The organism is Streptomyces sp. NPDC091376 (assembly GCF_044757085.1).
Classification (GTDB): domain Bacteria; phylum Actinomycetota; class Actinomycetes; order Streptomycetales; family Streptomycetaceae; genus Streptomyces; species Streptomyces pratisoli.
Genome location: NZ_JBIVUF010000013.1, coordinates 220,411 through 239,422, shown reverse-complemented (window position 1 = coordinate 239,422; position 19,012 = coordinate 220,411). Strand labels below are relative to the sequence as shown.

16 protein-coding genes are annotated in these 19,012 nt (G+C 71.9%); 8 read left to right on the top strand and 8 right to left on the bottom strand.

Features of this window, described 5'->3' with window-relative positions; all coding sequences use genetic code 11:
- Window positions 1–21: 21 nt before the first annotated feature.
- Both xylB and ACIQMR_RS26805 read left to right on the top strand, forming a co-directional pair.
- Window positions 22–1,506, top strand: coding sequence for a xylulokinase (xylB, locus tag ACIQMR_RS26810; RefSeq protein WP_401392199.1), 1,485 nt, complete (start codon window positions 22–24; stop codon window positions 1,504–1,506).
- A 321-nt stretch (window positions 1,507–1,827) separates the two neighbouring features.
- Window positions 1,828–2,301, top strand: a complete 474-nt coding sequence (locus ACIQMR_RS26805; protein WP_401392196.1) for a carboxymuconolactone decarboxylase family protein — start codon at window positions 1,828–1,830, stop codon at window positions 2,299–2,301.
- A gap of 96 nt (window positions 2,302–2,397) precedes the next feature.
- On the opposite strand, the gene ACIQMR_RS26800 is transcribed toward ACIQMR_RS26805, so the two are convergent.
- On the bottom strand, window positions 2,398–3,048 hold the full coding sequence (locus tag ACIQMR_RS26800; RefSeq protein WP_401392194.1) for a DUF4232 domain-containing protein: 651 nt from the start codon (window positions 3,046–3,048) through the stop codon (window positions 2,398–2,400).
- 188 nt (window positions 3,049–3,236) lie between these two features.
- On the opposite strand from ACIQMR_RS26800, the gene ACIQMR_RS26795 reads away from it, so the two are divergent.
- The 3 genes from ACIQMR_RS26795 to ACIQMR_RS26785 all read left to right on the top strand — a co-directional run bounded on the left by ACIQMR_RS26795 (window position 3,237) and on the right by ACIQMR_RS26785 (window position 8,968).
- Entirely contained in the window at window positions 3,237–6,455 is a 3,219-nt protein-coding gene (locus ACIQMR_RS26795; protein WP_401392191.1) for a glycosyl hydrolase 115 family protein, read from the top strand.
- Between the two features lie 193 nt (window positions 6,456–6,648).
- Window positions 6,649–7,266, top strand: a complete 618-nt coding sequence (locus ACIQMR_RS26790; RefSeq protein WP_358667692.1) for a TetR/AcrR family transcriptional regulator — start codon at window positions 6,649–6,651, stop codon at window positions 7,264–7,266.
- Window positions 7,267–7,294: 28 nt separating this feature from the next.
- Window positions 7,295–8,968 (top strand): acyl-CoA dehydrogenase family protein, encoded by a 1,674-nt coding sequence (locus tag ACIQMR_RS26785; protein ID WP_401392187.1) that lies wholly within the window; start codon window positions 7,295–7,297, stop codon window positions 8,966–8,968.
- Between the two features lie 92 nt (window positions 8,969–9,060).
- On the opposite strand, the gene ACIQMR_RS26780 is transcribed toward ACIQMR_RS26785, so the two are convergent.
- Window positions 9,061–10,296, bottom strand: a complete 1,236-nt coding sequence (locus tag ACIQMR_RS26780) for an FAD-dependent oxidoreductase (protein ID WP_401392184.1) — start codon at window positions 10,294–10,296, stop codon at window positions 9,061–9,063.
- Between the two features lie 107 nt (window positions 10,297–10,403).
- Here ACIQMR_RS26780 and ACIQMR_RS26775 point away from each other — a divergent pair, with 107 nt between their 5' ends.
- Complete coding sequence (locus ACIQMR_RS26775) at window positions 10,404–11,645, top strand: cytochrome P450 (protein ID WP_401392181.1); 1,242 nt, start codon at window positions 10,404–10,406, stop codon at window positions 11,643–11,645.
- 15 nt (window positions 11,646–11,660) lie between these two features.
- Here the strand turns inward: ACIQMR_RS26775 and ACIQMR_RS26770 are convergent, their stop codons facing one another.
- The 3 genes from ACIQMR_RS26770 to ACIQMR_RS26760 all read right to left on the bottom strand — a co-directional run bounded on the left by ACIQMR_RS26770 (window position 11,661) and on the right by ACIQMR_RS26760 (window position 13,684).
- On the bottom strand, window positions 11,661–12,512 hold the full coding sequence (locus ACIQMR_RS26770) for an anti-sigma factor domain-containing protein (RefSeq protein WP_401392178.1): 852 nt from the start codon (window positions 12,510–12,512) through the stop codon (window positions 11,661–11,663).
- Window positions 12,509–13,108 carry a sigma-70 family RNA polymerase sigma factor gene (locus tag ACIQMR_RS26765; protein ID WP_401392175.1) on the bottom strand — a complete coding sequence of 200 codons (600 nt, stop codon included), beginning with the start codon at window positions 13,106–13,108 and terminating at the stop codon, window positions 12,509–12,511. Before ACIQMR_RS26765 ends, ACIQMR_RS26770 begins: the two co-directional genes overlap by 4 nt.
- 270 nt (window positions 13,109–13,378) lie before the next feature.
- Window positions 13,379–13,684, bottom strand: coding sequence for a hypothetical protein (locus tag ACIQMR_RS26760; protein WP_401392172.1), 306 nt, complete (start codon window positions 13,682–13,684; stop codon window positions 13,379–13,381).
- Between the two features lie 449 nt (window positions 13,685–14,133).
- Between ACIQMR_RS26760 and ACIQMR_RS26755 the strand changes: the two genes are divergently transcribed.
- Together ACIQMR_RS26755 and ACIQMR_RS26750 are read left to right on the top strand one after the other, a co-directional pair.
- Entirely contained in the window at window positions 14,134–15,225 is a 1,092-nt protein-coding gene (locus tag ACIQMR_RS26755) for a hypothetical protein (protein ID WP_401392169.1), read from the top strand.
- 141 nt (window positions 15,226–15,366) lie between these two features.
- Window positions 15,367–16,047 (top strand): class F sortase, encoded by a 681-nt coding sequence (locus ACIQMR_RS26750; protein WP_401392166.1) that lies wholly within the window; start codon window positions 15,367–15,369, stop codon window positions 16,045–16,047.
- A 393-nt stretch (window positions 16,048–16,440) separates the two neighbouring features.
- Here ACIQMR_RS26750 and ACIQMR_RS26745 read toward each other — a convergent pair whose 3' ends face one another.
- From ACIQMR_RS26745 to ACIQMR_RS26735, 3 genes are all read right to left on the bottom strand, one after another.
- A complete protein-coding gene (locus tag ACIQMR_RS26745; RefSeq protein ID WP_401392164.1) occupies window positions 16,441–17,361 on the bottom strand; it encodes a MurR/RpiR family transcriptional regulator in 921 nt (306 codons plus the stop codon).
- Window positions 17,362–17,493: 132 nt separating this feature from the next.
- Window positions 17,494–17,970 (bottom strand): SPW repeat protein, encoded by a 477-nt coding sequence (locus ACIQMR_RS26740; protein WP_401392162.1) that lies wholly within the window; start codon window positions 17,968–17,970, stop codon window positions 17,494–17,496.
- Between the two features lie 103 nt (window positions 17,971–18,073).
- Window positions 18,074–18,988: a DMT family transporter gene (locus ACIQMR_RS26735; protein ID WP_401392159.1), complete on the bottom strand. Its 915-nt coding sequence runs from the start codon at window positions 18,986–18,988 to the stop codon at window positions 18,074–18,076.
- Window positions 18,989–19,012: the final 24 nt, after the last annotated feature.

Here is a 19,012-nt window from a genome sequence, read left to right as displayed (position 1 = left end):
GAACCACCAGTGAGGTGCGCAGTGCCCACAACGCCCGTCGTCATCGGCGTGGACAGCTCCACCCAGTCCACCAAGGCGGCCGTCACCGACGCCGCCACCGGCCGGATCCTCGCGGTGGGCCGCGCGCCCCACACCGTCACCGGTGACGGGGGCGCGCGCGAGAGCGATCCCGAGGTGTGGTGGCAGGCGCTGCGCGAGGCGGTCGCCCAGGGCCTCAAGGAGTCCGGTACGGATCCGTCGGCCGTCACCGGCATCGCGGTCGCCGGGCAGCAGCACGGTCTGGTCACCCTGGACCGCGCGGGCCGCCCGCTGCGCCCGGCCCTGCTGTGGAACGACACCCGCTCGGCACCGCAGGCCGCCGCGCTCACCGAGGCGCTCGGCGGCCCCGACGCATGGCTGGCCAGGAGCGGCAGCGTGCCCGTCGCCTCGATGACCGCCGCCAAATGGCAGTGGCTGCGTGACCACGAGCCCGCCGCCGCCGACGCGGCCGCCGCCGTGCGACTGCCGCACGACTTCCTCACCGAACGGCTGTCGGGGGTCGCCGTGACCGACCCGGGCGACGCGTCGGGCACCTGCTGGTACTCCACGGTCACCGGCGCGTACGACCCCGTACTGCTCGACCTCGTCGGCCTCGACCGGGCGCTGCTGCCCACCGTCGCCTCGGGCGGTGCCGAGCGCGTCGGCTCCCTGACCCGCGCGGCCGCCGCCGCGCTCGGCCTGCCCGAGGGCATCGCGGTGGCGGCGGGCACCGGGGACAACATGGCGGCCGCGATCGGCCTCGGCCTCGGCGGCGCCGGGCTGCTCGACCATCCCGTGGTCAGCCTCGGCACCTCCGGCACGGTCTTCGCCGCCACCCGTACCCGGCCCGCCTCGGCCGCGCTCGCCGGGTTCGCCTCGGCCGACGGCGGCTATCTGCCGCTCGCGTGCACCCTCAACTGCACGCTCGCCGTCGACAAGGTCGCCGCGCTGCTCGGGCTCGGCCGTGAGGACGCGGAACCGGGCGGCGAGGCGGTCCTGCTGCCCTACCTCGACGGCGAGCGCACCCCCGACCTGCCGCACGCCTCGGGGCTGCTCACCGGCCTGCGGCACTCGACCACACCGGCGCAACTCCTCGGCGCGGCCTACGAGGGGGCCGTCTTCACCGTGCTGCGCGCACTCGACGAGCTCCTGATCGCCGTCGGCCTCGACCCCGCGGACCCCGGCGTGCGCTCCCGCCCGCTCCGGCTGATCGGCGGCGGCGCGCAGGGCCGCGCCTGGGTCGGGACGGTACGCCGCCTCTCCGGCCGTCCGGTCCTCGTCCCCGAGGCCCAGGAACTCGTCGCCCTGGGCGCCGCGGCCCTCGCCACGGGCGCGGCGACCGGTGAGGACCCGGTGGCCGTCGCGACCCGATGGGACACGGGCCGCGGCCGCGAACTGCCCGCGGTGACGCGGGACGGCACGACATGGGACCGGATCGAGTCGGTGCTGGGCGACGCGGACGGCTGGTTCGCCCGGGCCGGCCGCTGACCGAAGGCCCGAGCGCCGTCAGGGGCCGTCCGCGCAACGACGCTCCAGGGACGGTCCGCGCCACAGCACTTCAGGGGCAGTCCCCTTCACGGCACTCCGGGGGCAGTCCCCTTCACGGCACTCCGGGGGCAGTCCCCTTCACGGCACTCCGGGGGCAGTCCCCTTCACGGCACTTCGGGGGCAGTCCCCTTCACGGCGCTCCGGAGGTGGTCCCCGCCACGGCGCGGCAGCGGAGACGCACGTCACACCGGGCCGTGTCACATCGCACCGAGCCGTTCCGTCCTAGGTGTGCAACCACCGGAAACGGCCAAGGAGTCCACCATGGATGCCCGTCTGAACATGTTCGGCAGCCCGATCGCCACCAAGGCCTGGAAGCACATCATCGCGGCGGGCAAGGTGCTCGCGGACTCGTCGCTGCCGTTCGCGACGCAGGAGCTGGTGAAGATCCGCGCGAGTCAGATCAACGGCTGCGGCGGCTGCCTCGACATGCACACCAAGGACGCGGCCGCCGCCGGCGAGACCTCGGTGCGCCTGCACCTGGTCGCGGCCTGGCGTGAGGCCACGGTCTTCACCGAGGCCGAGCGGGCCGCGCTGGAGCTGACGGAGCAGGGCACCCGCATTGCCGACGCGGCCGGCGGCGTCACGGACGAGGCCTGGGCGAACGCCGCCAAGCACTACGACGAGGAACAGCTCGCCGCCCTGGTGTCCCTCATCGCCCTCATCAACGCCTTCAACCGCGGCAACGTCATCATCCGGCAGCCGGCCGGCGACTACCAGCCCGGCCAGTTCGGATAGCCGGGAGCACCCGGCCGGCACGCCGGGGCCCGGGCCGTGTCCGGCACCTCTCGCCTGACGCCGCGCGGGCGGGCGGCGCTGTGCGTCGGACACGGCCTACTCGGCGGCCTTCTGCCACGCCGTCGTGCCGAGCATTCCCGTCTCGCCGATGTCGAGGCCGCCCTCCGGCTGCACCGTCTGCCGGGCGGCCCCGGCAGCCGGTGCGATCTCCACGTACACGCCGCTCCCGCGCAGGGTGGCGGTGTCGACGGCCGAGTAGCGCCAGACGAACACGCTGTAGGCCGACTCGCCGGGCTTCAGCGTGACGGGGTGGGGGCCCGGGTCCTCGAGCTGGGTGATCGGGCCCGGGCCCTTGAGGACCGTGACGTTCATGGGCCGGCGCTCCACGTCCCGGACGCGGACATCGGGGTAGCCGTTCAGCCGCTGGTCGCGCTCGCCGCAGTTGGTGAGCGTCACGGTCGTGGCGCGCAGTCCCATCGCGGCGGTCACCATGCCGGTCGACACCCGCGTGCCCGTGTCCGGGCATCCCGGGCCGGTCGGCGCGCCGGACGCGGGGGCGGTCGCCGCCGGAGCGTTCGCCGCGGGAGCGTTCGTCGCGGGAGCGGTGACGGCCGGCCGGGGCCGCTCCCGCGCCCCGGTGCGCGCCGGATCCGCCTCGCGGTCGAGTTCGGCCGGCAGCCCGCAGCCGGCGGTGAGGGCGGCCACCGCCGCCAGGATCACCATGCGCCTCACAGGTATCACGCTCATGGCGCGATCATCACATGCCCGGGGATCGCCCGGGCGGCATCCACGGACATGTCCCCCAACACCCGCATACCGAGGCCCGGTTCGAAAGTGTTTCGACCGTGACACTCCATTGTTTCGACGGCGTGTATCGCCCAAGATCTGTCTCGCAGGTGCCGACCGACGCGGCAGATGCGCGAGAAGGAGTGGAAATGAGCGTGAACAGCCCGTCCGATCCACGCCGTAGAGCCATACTCGGCGCAGGAGCCGGAGTGGGGGCGAGTGCACTCGCCCTGACAACTTTCGGCGGGGCAGCGGGAACTGCGGGCACCGCTGAGGCCGCCACGACGAGCAACGACCGCCCTGGCGCGGGACGCGGAGCCCTCCGGGCCACGGACTCCGGGGCGTACATCTCCTTCACCCCCCGCAAGGGCGCCTTCACCCTGGCGCGTTCCGGGCGGGCGACGGCGGTCGTGGTGGACGCCGGTGACCATCCGGGAGTCGTGCGGGTCGCGTCCGACCTGTGCGACGACATCGAACGGGTCACCGGGGTAAGGCCCGCGCTGAAGAAGGCCAGGAACGGCGAAGTACCGGGCACCGAGCGCGAGTTGGTACTGATCGGTACCCTCGGCCGCAGCCCGCTGATCGACCGCCTCGTCGCGGCCGGAAAGCTGGACACCGACGCAGTGGCGGGACGCTGGGAGACCTCGCTGCAGACCGTGGCCGAGCGTCCGCTGCCCGGCGTCGACCGCGCCTTCGTCATCGCGGGCAGCGACCCGCGCGGCACCGTCTTCGGTGCGTACGACGTCAGTTACGGCATCGGCGTGTCGCCCTGGTACTGGTGGGACGACGTGCGGCCCGTCCACCGCGACGCGCTCTACGCGCTGCCCGGCCGGCACACCCAGGGCACCCCCGCCGTCAAGTACCGCGGGATCTTCATCAACGACGAGAACCCGGCGCTCGGCACCTGGGCACCGCGCCACTTCGGCCCCGGCAGGGCCGAGGGACACGAAGGCGGTTTCAACGCCGACTTCTACGCCAGGGTCTTCGAGGTCATGCTCCGTCTCAAGGCCAACTACCTGTGGCCGGCGGTGTGGGGCCGCGCGTTCGCCGAGGACGACCCCGAGAACCACGCCCGCGCCAAGGAGTACGGCATCGTCATGGGCACCTCGCACGAGGCCCCCATGATGCGCGGCATCGAGGAGTGGAACCGGCACGCCGTGGCCGCCGTGCGCGACAGCGCGGGCACCATCGTCACCCCCGGCCGCGACCCCTACGGCGGCACCGGCGAGTGGTCCTTCCGCCGCAACGCCGAGGCGATCAAGGCGTACTGGCGCGACGGCGTCCGGCGCATGGCCGAGCAGGACTTCGAGGGCGTCGTCACGCTCGGCATGCGCGGCAACGGCGACGTCAGCCTGCCCGACGGCGACGGCATCGAACTGATGCAGGAGATCATCGCCGCCCAGCGGAAGATCCTCGCCGAGGAGACCGGCAGGCCGCTCTCCGACATCCCGCAGGTCTGGACCCTGTACAAGGAGGTCCAGCGCTACTGGGCGCGCGGCCTGCGCGTACCCGAGGACGTCACCGTCGTGCTGTGCGACGACAACTGGGGCAACATCCGCAAGCACCCGGACCCGGCCGAGCCCGCCCGCTCCGGCGGCTACGGCCTCTACTACCACTTCGACTACGTCGGCGTCGGCCGCAACTACAAGTGGGTGGACACGGCGTCGCTGCCGAACCTGTGGGACCAGCTGCGCCAGGCGGTCGCGTACGGCAACCGCACCCTGTGGATGGCCAACGTCGGCGACCTCAAGGGCAACGAACTGCCCACCCAGTTCTTCCTCGACCACGCCTGGAACCCGGCGCGCTGGGACCTGGAGAACATCCCGGAGTGGGAACACCGTTACGCCGCGCAGAACTTCGGCACGACGCAGGCGGCCGCGATCGCCGCCGTACTCTCCGACTACGCCCGTCTCCAGTCGCTGCGCAAGCCCGAGCTGCTCAACCGGCGCATCTCCCTGGACCCGGCGAAGGACCCGGCGACCGACTCCTCCGCGATCCTCTACGACGACAGGGCGACGCCGTTCTCGCTCGACCACCACCGTGAACTGGAGCGCGTCACCGAGCAGTGGCAGGAGCTCGCGGCGCGCGCCGAGCGCATCGGCCGCCGGCTGCCCGGGTCCGCCCAGGACGCCTGGTTCGAACTCGTCGGCTACGAGGTCGCCGCCACCGCCAACGTCTACGCCCTGCGCGAGGCCCAGTTCACCAATCTCCGCTACGCCGAACAGGGCCGGGCCGCCACCAACGAGCGGGCCGCGCGCGCCGAGGCCTGCCTCGACAAGGACTTCGCCCTCGCCGACCGCTTCAACTCCCGTGTCGCGGGCGGCAAATGGCACGGCTTCCAGACCCAGCCGCACATCGGCTACGGCGATGTGGAGCGCTACGGTCCCAACGCGCCCTGGCAGCAGCCCGAGCTGGACAACGTGGCCATACCGGACGAGATCTTCCCGGCCGTACGCCGCATCGACGTCCCCGGCGCGGCGGCGCTCGGTGTGGCCGTCTCCGGGTCGGACGACTGGTGGCCGCACGCGCGAACCGCCGCGCGGCTCTCCCCGCTCAGCCGCCACGGCACCGCCCCCGCGCCGTACATCGAGGTCTTCAACCGGGGCAGCGAGCCCTTCGACTACCGCGTCGAGTCCTCGGCCCCGTGGCTGCGCGTCGACCGCCCCGCCGGGCGGGTCACGAAGCAGACGCGGGTGTCGGTGGGCGCGGACTGGGACCGGGCCCCGCTCGGCACCACGGAGGCGACCCTGGTGGTGCACGGGCCCGGCGGGGAGCGCGTCACCGTGACGGCGGTCGCGGAGAACTCGGACGTACGGGGTCTGCGCGGCTTCGTCGAGGCGGGCGGCTATGTCGCGATCGACGCCGAGCACACCGACCGCGTCGTGGGCGCGAACGGCATCGACTGGCAGCGCGTCGAGGGCATCGGGCGGGGCGGCCCTGGCCTCACACCGGTCCCCGTCACCGCCCCGTCCCAGACGCCCGGCGGCAGTCGTTCGCCGCGCCTGGAGTACGAGATCGGCCTGGTCACCGGTGGCGAGGTCACGCTGTGGGCGTATCTGTCGCCGCGGAATCCTGCCCTCGCGCACAGCGGGCTGCGCTACGCCGTCTCGTTCGACGACGACAGTCCGCAGACCGTGGACATCATCGCCGTCAGCGGCTCCGACGACGGAGTCATGAACCCCCAGTGGGCGCGCAACACGTCCGACAACGTCAGCAGGACCGCCACCCGGCACACCCTCGCCGCGGGCGTGCACCGGCTGAAGTTCTGGATGGTGGACCCGACCGTCGTACTGCAGCGGCTGCTGATCGACACCGGGGGTCTGCCGGACACCTGCCTCGGACCGCAGGAGAGCCGCCGCCTGCGCTGAGCCCGGCGCCGAGGGCGGCCGCTGCCTGCGCTGAGCCCGGCCCCCGACCCGCGGGGCGGCCGCCCCGCGGGTCGGGGGCCGGGGTGGTGGCGGCGCGGGGCGGCTCCGCGCGGGAGGCGGCTCTCGTAAGGGCCGGTGCCGTCGGCGGGCGGAAGGCCTGGCCTGAAGCTCTGAACGGTGGTTCACTGTTTGCATGGTCTACCGCAGGACACCCGCCGTGCAGGACCGGCTGGCCGCCGCCAGGGACCACCTGGTGGAGCAAGCCACCTCCGTGGTCGCCGAGGCCGGCTGGGCGAACGCGTCCGTCACCGCCGTCGCCGCCGCGGCCGGCATGTCGGTCGGCTCGGTCTACCAGCACTTCCCCTCGAAGGGGGCGCTGGCCGTCGAGGTGTTCCGCCGGGCCTCCGGACACGAGGCCGATGTGCTGGGCGAGGTGCTCCGCAAGGGCAGCGGCGACCCGGTGGAACGGCTGGCGCACGGCGTCGAGGTCTTCGCCCGGCGCGCCATGGAACGCCGCGGACTGGCGTACGCGCTGCTCGCCGCACCGGCCGAACCGGCCGTGGGCCAGGAGCGGCTGGCGTTCCGGCGCCGCTACCGCGCCGTCTTCGCCGAGGTGATCCGTGAGGGCGTCGACGCCGGGCTGCTGCCGGAGCAGGACCCGGAGATCACCGCCGCCGCGCTGACCGGCGCGATCGGCGAGGTGCTGGTGGACCCGCTGTCCGCGCCTGCCGAGGGCTCCGCGGCCGGCCGGCTGGTCACCGAACTGGTCGCGATGTCCCTGCGCTGCGCGGGCGCCCCGCCCGCGGCCTGAACTCCTACATCTCCGGAAGGACTCCCCCATGACCGCCACCGCGGACACTCCCCTGCACAGCGATCCGGCCGCGCGCACGCACGAGGTGACCAACCAGGCGCCGCCGCTGACCGGTCACGACGTCGCCGACGATCCCGTACTGCTGGAGGGACTGCGACGCGAGGGCGCCGGGTGGTACGCCGACGATCTGCACCGCCTCGGCCGGCTGACCGGGTCGGAGCAGGTCCAGCGCTGGGCCGAGGAGGCGAACCGCTGTGAGCCGCTGCTGCGCACCCACGACCGCTACGGCAACCGGATCGACGAGGTCGACTTCCACCCCTCGTACCACGCGCTGATGGACGTGGCGATCCGCGAGGGTCTGGGCGGCGCGCCGTGGGCGGACGACCGGCCCGGCGCGCATGTCGCCCGTGCCGCGGGGTTCATGGTGTGGAGCTCGGCCGAGTCCGGCCACGGCTGTCCGGTGTCCATGACGTACGCGGTGGTCCCCGCCCTGCGCTCGGCGCCGGAACTCGCCGCGGTGTACGAGCCGCTGCTCACGAGCCGTGTGTACGACCCGGGCCTGCGGGCTCCCGGGACCAAGCGCGGGCTGCTGGCCGGAATGGGCATGACCGAGAAGCAGGGCGGTACGGACGTACGCGCCAACACCACGGTGGCCGAGGAGCGGCCGGACGGGACCTGGCGCCTGCGTGGCCACAAGTGGTTCACCAGCGCCCCGATGAACGACCTCTTCCTGGTGCTGGCCCAGGCTCCCGGAGGGCTGTCCTGCTTCCTCGTGCCCCGGGTGCTGCCGGACGGCAGCCGCAACAGCTTCCGCATCCAGCGGCTCAAGGACAAGCTCGGCAACCGCAGCAACGCCAGCAGCGAGCCCGAGTTCGACGACACCGTCGCCTGGCCGGTCGGCGCCGAGGGGCACGGGGTCCGGACGATCATCGACATGGTCACCATGACCCGGCTCGACTGCATCCTGGGCTCCGCGTCCGGGATCCGCGCCGCGCTGGCGCAGGCGGCGCACCATGTGCGCCACCGCAGTGTGTTCGGCGCCAAGCTGATCGACCAGCCGCTGATGCGCAATGTGATCGCCGACCTGGGGCTCGAGTCGGAGGCGGCGACGACGCTCGCGCTGCGGGTCGCGGGTGCGGCGGATCGCGCGCAGCGCGGGGACGCCCAGGAACGGGCGTTCCTGCGCCTCGCCACGGCGGTCGGCAAGTACTGGGTCTGCAAGCGGCAGCCCGCGGCGGTCGCCGAGGCCCTGGAGTGCCTGGGCGGCAACGGCTATGACGAGGCGTCCGGTATGCCGCGGCTCTACCGGGACGCCCCGCTCAACGGCATCTGGGAGGGCTCGGGCAATGTGAACGCGCTCGACGTGCTCCGCGCCGTCGCACGTGAGCCCGAATCCCTGGACGCCTTCCGTGCCGAAGTCGAGGCCGCCGCCGGCGCGGACGCGCGCCTGGACGAGGCCTGGCGGCAGCTGCGCGGCGAGCTGGTCCTGACCCCCGACGCCGAACTCCGCGCCCGCCGGCTGGTCGAGCGCCTGGCCCTGGTACTCCAGGCCTCGCTCCTCGTCCGCCACGCCCCACCCGCCGTCTCGGACGCCTTCTGCGCCTCCCGCCTCACCCCCGACCACGGCCTGGCCTTCGGCACCCTGTCCCCCGCCACCGACCTCGCCGCGGTGCTCTCGCGCGTACCGGGAGCGGCGGGCTGAGCCACGGCGTCTGCGTCGGTACAGCGTGATATGTCACAGCCGTCGGTCACGGCGACCCGAGTTCGGCGCACCTCGGCGCATCTCGGCGCACCTCAGCGCACCGAGGCCGTCGGCGGGCGCTCGCGCAGGGCTCCGTAGGCGAGGAAGTACGCCGGTACCCGGTTGAGCCAGGGTGAGGTGGTGATGAGCTCGGTCAGCCGCTGGGCGCGCTTGGGGTGGCCGCCGAACGGCGGGCGGCCCGACAGCACCGGTTCGACGACCCTGGCGTGCGCGAAGCGCTGCAAGGTCTGCGTCGCCACGGTGGTCGGCAGACGGCGCTGCTGGACACGTCGCACGTCCCGCAGCCCGACCGAGCCGTCCCGCAGCGGGCCGACGAGATACCGGGCGGCGGCCACCGCGTCCTGGACGGCGAGGTTGATGCCGATACCGAAGACCGGTGACATGGCATGGGCCGCGTCTCCGATGCACAGCAGTCCCGGGCGGTGCCAGCGCCGGAGGCGGTCCAGCGTGACGTCGAGGAGCTTCACGTCGTCCCACGAGCCGAGCGCGTGCAGCCGGTCCGCCAGCCAGGGGACGGCGGCGGTGATGTCGGCCATGAACCGGTCGAGGCCGGCGGCGCGCCGCCGCGCGTCGCTTCCCTTGGGGATGAGTGCGGCGCACTGCCAGTAGTCGCCGCGGTCGATGAGGACACTGAAGAACCGGTCGCCCACACCTCCCACCAGTCCACGCGGGTCGTGCTGACGCCGCGGCAGCCGGAACCACCAGGCGTCCATGGGGCAGTTGAAGCTCTCCAGTCCCAGCTCGGGAAGCGTCCTGGCGAGCGAGCCCCGGCCGTCGCAGGCCACGGTGAGGGCGGCCCGCAGTTCACCGGTGCGGCCGTCGGCGGTGCGGTAGCGGACTCCCGTGACGCGTCCGCGTTCCCTGAGGAACGAGGTCGCCTCGGTGTTCATCCGCAGAGTGAAGGACGGTTCCCGGCCGGCCTCGTCCACCAGCAGGTTGAGCAGATCCCACTGGGGCACCATCGCGATGTAGTTGTACGTGCCCCGCAGGGCGCCGATGTTCCCTACGGTGACCAGGGAACGGTCCGGGCCGATCGGCAGCTGGATCGTCGTCACCCGCCGCTGCGGCAGCCGGGCGAACCGTTCGGCGAGGCCCAGGTCGTCGAGCAGCGCCAGGGTGGAGGGGTGCACGGTGTCGCCGCGGAAGTCGCGCAGGAAGTCGCCGTGCTTCTCCAGGACCGTGACGTCCACCCCCGCCCGGGCCAGCAGCAGGCCGAGGACCATGCCGGCCGGTCCGCCGCCCATCACGCAGCAGGTGGTCCGCTCCATGGCAACCGCTCCCTTCGGCGCAATCCCGAGGTTCGCCACAATGGGACATATACCCTCAAGTTCGACAAGTCCGCCCTCGGCGGCCGTGCCGTACCCCGGGAGACATCATGAGCCAGCAGCCGGTCCTCCTCCCCTACACCGACCCGGCCTTCCTCGCGGATCCCTTCCCGCTCTACCGGCAACTACGCGAAGAGGGCCCGGTGCGCCGCGCCGTGATCGCCGGCGGCCTGGAAGCATGGCTGGTCACGCGCTACGAGGACGGTCTCGCGGCCCTGTCGGACCCCCGGCTCAGCAGCGACGTCCGCGACGCGTCGGATCCGCGGCTGATGCAGCAGCTGCCCGTGACCGAGCGCGAATCGATGCTGAGCAACATGCTCCGCACCGACCCGCCCGACCACACCCGGCTTCGCCGGCTGGTCTCGAAGGCCTTCACCGCGCGCCGGGTGGCGGAGCTGCGGCCCCGCGTCCAGGAGATCACCGACCGGCTGCTCGACGACGTCGTGGCGGCCGGCCGTGCCGAACTCGTCGCGGACTTCGCGCTGCCGCTCCCGGTCACGGTCATCAGCGAACTGCTCGGCGTACCCGTGGAGGACCGGCACGACTTCCAGCGGTGGACCGACGACATGCTGCTGCGCCGGGCCGAGATGCCGGATCCCGCCGTGGTGAACGCCGCCTGGGAGCAGATGCGCTCCTATCTGACCAAGCTCCTGGAGGCGAAACGGGCCCGGCCGGGAGACGACCTGCTCAGCGCGCTGATCACGGCTCGGGACGAGGAGCAGCGGCTGAACGAGGACGAGCTGATCGCCATGTCCTTCCTGCTGCTGGTGGCGGGGTACATCACCACGGTCAATCTGATCGGCGGAGGCATCGCCGCACTGCTCGCCCACCCCGATCAGCTGGCCCTGCTGCGGGACGACCCGGCGCTGCTGCCGGGCGCGATCGAGGAGTTCCTCCGCTACGACGGGCCGGTGAGCCCCGGTATCGCGCGGTTCGCCCGCGAGGAGGTCGAGATCGCGGGAGTGACCGTCCCGCCCGGCGCGACCGTGCTGATCGCCTCCGCCATCGCCGACCGCGACCCGGCGCGATTCGCCGATCCCGATCGCCTGGACATCACCCGGCGCGACAACGCCCACCTCGCGTTCGGGCACGGCATCCACTACTGCCTGGGCGCTCCGCTGGCCCGGCTGGAGGGTCAGGTCGCCATCGGCACCGCGCTGCGCCGGCTTCCCGGCCTGGCCCTGGCGGTGCCGCCGGGTGACCTGCGCTGGCGGCCCGGCGGGCTGCGCGGCCCCCAGCAGCTGCCCGTCACCTTCACTCCCGACGGGGACTCGTCCGGAGGCGCGGGCTGAGCCCGGCGGGGCCCGTCAGGCCGGAATGTCGATCTTCCCCAGCGTCGGGGTGGTGGGCTGCGACGAGCCGCCGGCGGGCTCGACGGTGATGCCGACGGCCGTCGCCCCGGCCACCGGACCGTTCAGCATCTGCATGTCCTGCGCCCCGGACCGGCCCACCAGCCCGGCGGGCCGGTAGGTACCGTCCTCGTCGAACCACAGCGCGTACGTCTGGCCGACCGGCAGCGCCGGGACTCCGGTGGCGAAGAAGACGGCGGCGTCCTGGCTGCGGGACACGGCGATGGTGCCGGTGCCGCCGTTCGCCAGCGGCTGGGTGTGGAGCTCCACGTCGGACGCGGCGAGCACATCGGAGACTCCCGCGTACCGGTCCTCTGCGACGGCCAGCTGGGAGCGGGCGCGTTCGGCCGCCTGGTACTGCCATGCGGCGACGCCGCCGAAGGCCACCACGAGCGCCATGCACGCGGCGAGCGCCAGCCGCAACAGCCGCGGTCCGACGGACCGCGCGCCCTCGGCCGGGCGGTGCTCCTCGGCGGCCGGCGAGACGGACAGGTCCTGCCGGGCGGCGGCGACCGCGGCGGACGACGAGGCCCCTGGCACCGGCGTGGCCTGCGCGGTGGAAGGGGTCCGTGGGGCGTAGGGGGCCTGCGGAGTGACGGCGATCCGCTCCTGTACGCGGCGCCAGAGGCTCGACGGTGGCACGACGGCCACCGGCTGCGCCAGCCGTGCGGCCGAGACCTGGAGCTCGGCGACCTCCCGCGCGCACGCCTCGCAGGAGGCGAGGTGGTCCTCGAAGGCGCGCCGTTCGTCGTCGGGCAGCGCGTGCAGTACGTAAGCGCCGGTCGCGGAGTGCAACTCGTCTTCGTTCATGGCCGCACCTCGCCCTCCTGCAGGCAGTCACGCATCCGGATCAGCCCGTCACGCATCCGGGCCTTCACCGTGCCCAGCGGCTGTGACAGGGATTCGGCCACCTCCCGGTAGGTGAGGCCGTGGTAGTAGGCCAGCACGACCGACTCCCGCTGGAGCTCGGTCAGCGCCTGCAGGCAGCGCCGGACCTGCTGCTGTTCGAGGTTGATCTCGACCTGCTCGACCACGTCGTCGAACGGCGGCCCCGACTCCAGCAGTGCCACCCTGCGTTCCCGCTCGGTGCGGGCCTGGGACGAACGGACCCGGTCCACCGCGCGCCGGTGGGCCAGCGTCAGGACCCAGGTCAGCGCGCTGCCCTGCTCGGGCCGGAACCGGCCGGCGGTACGCCACACCTCGACGAGCACGTCCTGGGTCACCTCCTCCGACTGTGCCGGGTCCCTCAGGACCCGTCGCACCATGCCGAGCACCGGGCCGCTGACCGCTTCGTAGACCGGGACGAACGCGTCCTGGTCGCCGCGGCCCACCAGGACCAGCAGCTCGTTCAGACCGAGCTTGGCCAGCTGCTCGGCGGCATCGGGATCCGCATCAGGTGGCGACACTCGCGCCCCCTCGCTCCTCGTGGGCACCAGGGGTGCCGTGCAGGCTCGTTCGTCATCAATGCCACCACTGATCCGAACGAGCCGCACGCCTGGAGCCACGAGGGGCCGTGGCGCGCGGTGACATGTCACATCCACCCGGTCACCTGTCACCGCTCATGAGCCACCGTTGACCTATTGCCGCTGACCTGTCGCTGTTCACTTCGCTGTTCACTTCGCTGATCACTTCGATGTCGTCCGTCACGATGCGCGGACCGCCGTTCTCCGTCTCCCTCAGCCCCGGTCCCAGTGCCAGTGCCTGTCGTCGTCGTCGTCACGGCACTGCCAACGGCCCTTGACCCACTTCTCCTCCGAGCGGCCGTCGACCCGCTTCTCCTTCCAGTGCCCCTTCCGCCAATCACAGCGGTCGTGGTCTCCGCCACCGGCGGCGGAGTACGAGATGTACGAGGCCGGCGCCGCGCCGGCCGGTGCGGAAGAGGTGACGGCAGCACCGGCGGGACCCGCCGCGGCACCACCGGCGAACAGGCCGACGGCAGCCGCTGCCACCGCAAGACGGCGCACCCGGACGGAAAGGACCATCGGACACACCTCCCTCGTCGGAGATGCCCCGCGCCGGAGATCTCCCTCCTCGGAGACCTGCCGGATCGGAGACCTCCGGATCGGAGACACGGAATCCGCACGGCGCCGCTGCCGTGTACGACATGAGTAGTTCGAAGCCGACCCCCGTCCGGATAGGCGGATTGCCCGAGGAACACAGAATTCGGCTGTCCGCGCAGACGAAGACCCTCGCCGGAATCCGGATCGCGAATGATGCGGACGGTGCCACGAAGCCGCGTATCGGCCGGCTGCCGTCCAACGAGTGAATCTGCGGCGTGTCGCCACCCGAAGAGCCCACGGTGTCCCTCGAATGCAACGTTCTCGGCTGGTGCGAAGCCGGGATCCGTCTGACGGTGAACACGTCGCTGCTGCGATCCGATGAGCCGACGATGTGTCAGCTGTCGCAGTCGCGGCGAAAGGAATGGGTTCTCATGCGCTCTGCCCGCACCCTGTGCGCCTCAGCCGCAATTACCGCGGTACTGACGATTGCCGCACCCACCGCGTACGCGATGACCCTCGCCGAGGACTGGGGTCACGACAACGGCTCTTCGTCCAGCCGGGATCACGAAGACTCCAAGAAGGACGACCACGGCAAGGACGACCACGGCGGTAAGGACGACCACGGCAAGAAGTGGGACAAGAAGGACCACGACGACCACGACGACGACGACGACCACGACGACGATGACGACGACGATGACGACGACGACGACGACGAGCCCAATGGCGGCGTCGACACCGGCGGTGGCGCCCTTGCCACGGTCGTGACCGAGGACGAGGACTCCAAGAAGGACGACCACGGCAAGGACGACCACGGCGGTAAGGACGACCACGGCAAGAAGGACGACCACGACAAGGGCCACGGCAAGTGGGACAAGAAGGACCACGACAAGGGCCACGACAACGGCGACGACCACGACGACGACGACGACGACGATGACGATGACGACGACGATGACGACGACGACAAGCCCAATGGCGGCGTCGACACCGGCGGCGGCGCCCTTGCAACCGTCGTGAACCAGGAGTGGGACGAGGGCTCGAAGAAGGACGAGGGCTCGACGAAGGAAGAGGGCGCCCAGCAGGGCGAAAGCTCCTCGAAGGAAGAGGGATCCAAGAAGGACGAGGGATCCAAGAAGGACGAGAGCTCCTCGAAGGAAGAGGACTCCAAGAAGGACGAGGGATCCAAGAAGGAAGAGGACTCCAAGAAGGAGGAGGACTCGAAGAAGGACGAGTACGGCAAGAAGGACGACGACAAGAAGGAGTACGGCAAGGACGACCACGGCAAGAAGTGGAAGCACAAGGACCACGACGACCACGACGACCACGACGATGACGACGATGACGATGACGATGACGACGACGACGATGACGACGAGCCCAACGGCGGCGTCGACGCCGGTGGTGGCGGTCTGGCCGCCAACAACGGCAGCCTCGCCGCCGGTTCGCTGCTGATGCTCGGTGGCCTCGGCGCCGGCGTCTACAGGCTGCGTCGTCGCGGCGTTACCGGTACCTCGGCCTGATCCAGGCCCGCATCACCTGCAGCTCGCTGCGCTGTCGCGGCCGCCGTCCCCTTCCGGACGGCGGCCGCGGCGATGCGTTTTCGCTGCCCGGCCTCGATCCCTCCCCGCCGACCCCCACCCGGTACACGAAAGGCGTCACGCATGACCGCCCAGCAGCCGCTCGGCTCACAGACACCCCCGCAGCCCGCCGCTACCCGTACCCTCGGCCAGGCCCTGTTGTGGCCCGTTGTGGCGGCCGGGCTGGGCGCACTGCTCCTCTACAACTCCCTCGGCACACCGACGGAACACACCCCGCAGGCCCGTCCGGCGGCCCCCGCGCCCGCCCCCGTGAGCCCGCCCAAGACCATCGCGCCCCTGCCGCGTTCCGTCCCGACGCGCATCTCCATCCCGGCCATCTCCGTCAACGCCCCCTTCATCGAGCTGGCCATCGGCAAGACCGGGCAGCTGAACGCGCCACCCCCCAACGACAAGAACCTCGTCGGCTGGTTCGGGAAGGGCGCCACCCCCGGCGAGGCCGGCACGTCCGTCGTGGCGGGACACCTGGACACCATGACGGGCCCGGCGGTGTTCGAGTCGCTCAGCGCGCTCAAGCCGGGCTACACGATCGACGTCACCCGCCAGGACCGCAAGGTCGCCGTCTTCAAGGTCGACACGGTGGAGACCTTCAGCAAGGCCAAGTTCCCGAGCGCGCGGGTCTACAACGACACACCGTCCCCGCAGCTGCGCCTGATCACCTGCGGCGGCGAGTTCGACAAGAAGACCAAGGACTACAAGGACAACATCGTGGTCTTCGCCCACCTCGCCGCCGTGAAGAACGGCTGAGCCGCCGAGCACCGGGAAGCCCGGGTCACCGGCTCGGGCCTCGGCTCACGGGCGGCCGCCGCGGGGTTCGCGGCGGCCGTTCCCGTGACGCCGGGCAGTGGCACGCCCGGGTGAAGTCATGTGATGGCACGTTCCGTTGACCGGCGGCCCCGGCCCAGGGGTTGACCAGGGCCGCCGGGGGCATCCGAGGGGAGCGGAGTGCCCGAACAGAACACCGTGGGGCCGACGAGGAGGAGTGTCGTCCGCAGTGCCACACGCAGTAAATATATTTACCGCCAAGTAAGCAAGGGCATGAAAAAATTCATGCGGTTCTTGGCCTGAAAATCCCCTGTTCCTCCCGTTGCGGGGAGGGGGTGGGGCTCGGGGCGGGCGGCCGTGGGGGCCGGTGCCCGGTCAGTCCTCGATGAAGAAGTCGTGCTGCTCAGCGGCGTGCTCGTACTGCTCGAGCCGCAGTTGCGTACGCTCGGGATCCGCGTCGGCCATCGCCTGGAGGATCGCCGCCGACAGCACCCCCGGCGCGGAGTAGGAGTCGAAGACGAGGCGCGATCCGGTGCCCGCGGTCAGCGCCACATCGGCCGCTTCGACCAGTGGACCCATCGTCAGATCCGTGATCAGCGCGGTCCGCAGGCCCGTACGGCGAGCAGCCCGCACCGCCGCGAGCATCTCGTTCGCGTGCCGGGGCATCGCGAAGGCCAGCACCCACGTGCCGCCCGCCTCACGGGACTGCAGCAGCGCGTCGTACGCCACGCTCCCGCCGCGCGACACCAGCCGCACATCCGGGTGGATCCGCCGCGCCGCATAGGCGAAGTACTCCGCGAGCGAGGTGGAGATCCGCAGGCCCAGAACGGTCAGCGGCACCGATCTGGCCAGCTCACGGCCGACTTCGAGGACCTGGCCGGTGTCGGCGAACGACCGGCGCAGGCTCTCCAGGTTCGCGATCTCGGCGTCGACGGCCGTCTGGAGTTCGTTGCGGCCGCTCTCGGCCGCTTCCGGAGTGCCGGCGACGGCGCTGAGCGCGATGGGCTGCAGCGCCTCCCGCAGCGCCGGGTATCCGCTGAAGCCCACCGAGGACGCGAAGCGCGTCACCGACGGCTGGCTCACCCCGACCCGGTCCGCGAGATCCGTGATCGACAGGAAGGCGGCCTCGGTCAGATGGTCCGCGATGTACTGGGCGATACGCCGCTGCGCGGGCGAGAGGCGGTGTCCGCCGAAGAGGGCCCGGACCTTCTCCACAGGAGCCGGCTCCGCGTCCGGAGAGTGTCTGCCCGGTGTGATCGCAGACGCCTGCGCGCGCGCCTGCTGCCCTGATGGCACCGTGTGCCTCCTTCGTGTCCCGCTGCCGCTCAACATAGCTCACCTTCCGTGGTCGCCAACGCTACTCCCCGTACAACCGGAAGGCCCCGGCCCTGTCCGGGCGGCCGGGACCTTCCGCCTGCGTGCGGAGCGTCAGCTCAGGGGACCGAGGTCCGGACCTCCGCGCCCGGATGCCCGGGAGGTGCGCGGGCCGCCGCGGCGGTCGCTCATGGCCGCCATGGCCACACCGAGGCACAGGGCCACGATGCCGACGATGACGTTGCTGACGATGCTGCGGACCGTATCGGCGTTCCCGGCGACGATCCAGGGGGAGAAGATCGTCCAGGCTCCGATGACGATGGCGCACCAGGCCATGGCGTGGGTGCGCTCGTACGCCGAGCCGAACCCGCCCAGGCACAGGGCGTAGGCGACACCGGTGATCAGATTGGTGACCGCCAGTGTGGTGAGGCCGTTGAAGCCGACGATCCACGGTGATGCCGCGAGATAGAGGCCCGTGAGCAGGGCCAGTGTCTCTATCACCTGGCCGCGCGGCGTGGCCGTGGCCCGCTCGAAACGCGCGCGCATCTCGGCGAGGTCGGGATGTTGCTCAATGCTGGGGTGAGTGGTCATGCGGGCCGCCTCCTTCGAATGCCTGAAATCGGCCCTTCACCTGCAATGAAACGCTTATTGCCGGGTTTGCTCAATCCCCTGGCCGATCCCTGGGCCCGTTGGTTCACGGAAGCGTCTGCCCGGCCTGCCGGGAGGACGGGTCCGCTGTCTCCTCGGCGGCGACGAGAGACCGGGTGAGCGGGATACGGGCGAGGGTGACCGCGCCGACGGCGATCAGCGCGAGGCCGAGGATCTGCGGCGCCAGCCACCAGCCGGAGCGGACCGTCTCCTCGTACAGGGTGATGCCGAGCACGAGGCTCAGGGTCGCGTCGCCGAGCGTGATCGCGGGCTGTGACGCGACGAGCGGGCCCGCCTGCAGCGCGTTCTCCAGCAGGAACAGTGCGGTGCCGCCGGTCACCGCGAAGGCGTACGTCTGCCAGGCGGTGAAGAAGGCGGCGGCCCCGTGGTCGGCCAGGATGTGGGTCGCGGACTTCATCAGCGCCGCGGTCAGTGCGTAGCTGATGGCGGTGGCCGTGCCCAGCAGGGCGGCCCGGGCCCGACCCTCGGGACGGCGCAGCGCCACGCCGGACAGCACGACGATCGCTCCCGCGCCGACGACGAGCACGGGCAGCCAGCGGTCCATCGGCACCTGGGTGCGGTTGCCGGTGGGGGCCGCGGCGCCGAGGGCCACACCGAGACCCACCACGACGAAGCCCACGGCCACCCAGCCCATGGCCGGCAGATGCCGGCGCATCAGGATCGAGGCGACGATCAGCGCGAGGGGCAGTTCGAGGACGAAGAGCGGCTGCACGATCGTGAGCGGCCCGGTGTTCAGGGCCAGGGCCTGGCACACGCCCGCGGCGATCACGGCAACGATCCCGGCCAGCCAGAGCGGGCGGCGCAGCAGATCGAGGATCAGCCCGGGGCGGAACCCGGTGGAGCTGGGCACCGCGAGGGCCTCCTGGCGCTGCAGGACGACGGCGAGGGCGTTGCTGAGTGCCGAGAGGAGCGCGAAGAGGACAGGGACGAAGAGGTGCACGGTACGGACTCCCGTCTCCACCCC

Coding starts and splice junctions, on each gene's coding strand:
- ACIQMR_RS26775 (WP_401392181.1), top strand. CDS start 10,404: ATGAGCCAGCAGCCGGTCCTCCTCCCCTACACCGACCCGGCCTTCCTC.
- ACIQMR_RS26795 (WP_401392191.1), top strand. CDS start 3,237: ATGAGCGTGAACAGCCCGTCCGATCCACGCCGTAGAGCCATACTCGGC.
- ACIQMR_RS26790 (WP_358667692.1), top strand. CDS start 6,649: ATGGTCTACCGCAGGACACCCGCCGTGCAGGACCGGCTGGCCGCCGCC.
- ACIQMR_RS26780 (WP_401392184.1), bottom strand. CDS start 10,296: ATGGAGCGGACCACCTGCTGCGTGATGGGCGGCGGACCGGCCGGCATG.
- ACIQMR_RS26785 (WP_401392187.1), top strand. CDS start 7,295: ATGACCGCCACCGCGGACACTCCCCTGCACAGCGATCCGGCCGCGCGC.
- ACIQMR_RS26750 (WP_401392166.1), top strand. CDS start 15,367: ATGACCGCCCAGCAGCCGCTCGGCTCACAGACACCCCCGCAGCCCGCC.
- ACIQMR_RS26760 (WP_401392172.1), bottom strand. CDS start 13,684: ATGGTCCTTTCCGTCCGGGTGCGCCGTCTTGCGGTGGCAGCGGCTGCC.
- ACIQMR_RS26755 (WP_401392169.1), top strand. CDS start 14,134: ATGCGCTCTGCCCGCACCCTGTGCGCCTCAGCCGCAATTACCGCGGTA.
- ACIQMR_RS26805 (WP_401392196.1), top strand. CDS start 1,828: ATGGATGCCCGTCTGAACATGTTCGGCAGCCCGATCGCCACCAAGGCC.
- ACIQMR_RS26740 (WP_401392162.1), bottom strand. CDS start 17,970: ATGACCACTCACCCCAGCATTGAGCAACATCCCGACCTCGCCGAGATG.
- ACIQMR_RS26770 (WP_401392178.1), bottom strand. CDS start 12,512: ATGAACGAAGACGAGTTGCACTCCGCGACCGGCGCTTACGTACTGCAC.
- ACIQMR_RS26800 (WP_401392194.1), bottom strand. CDS start 3,048: ATGAGCGTGATACCTGTGAGGCGCATGGTGATCCTGGCGGCGGTGGCC.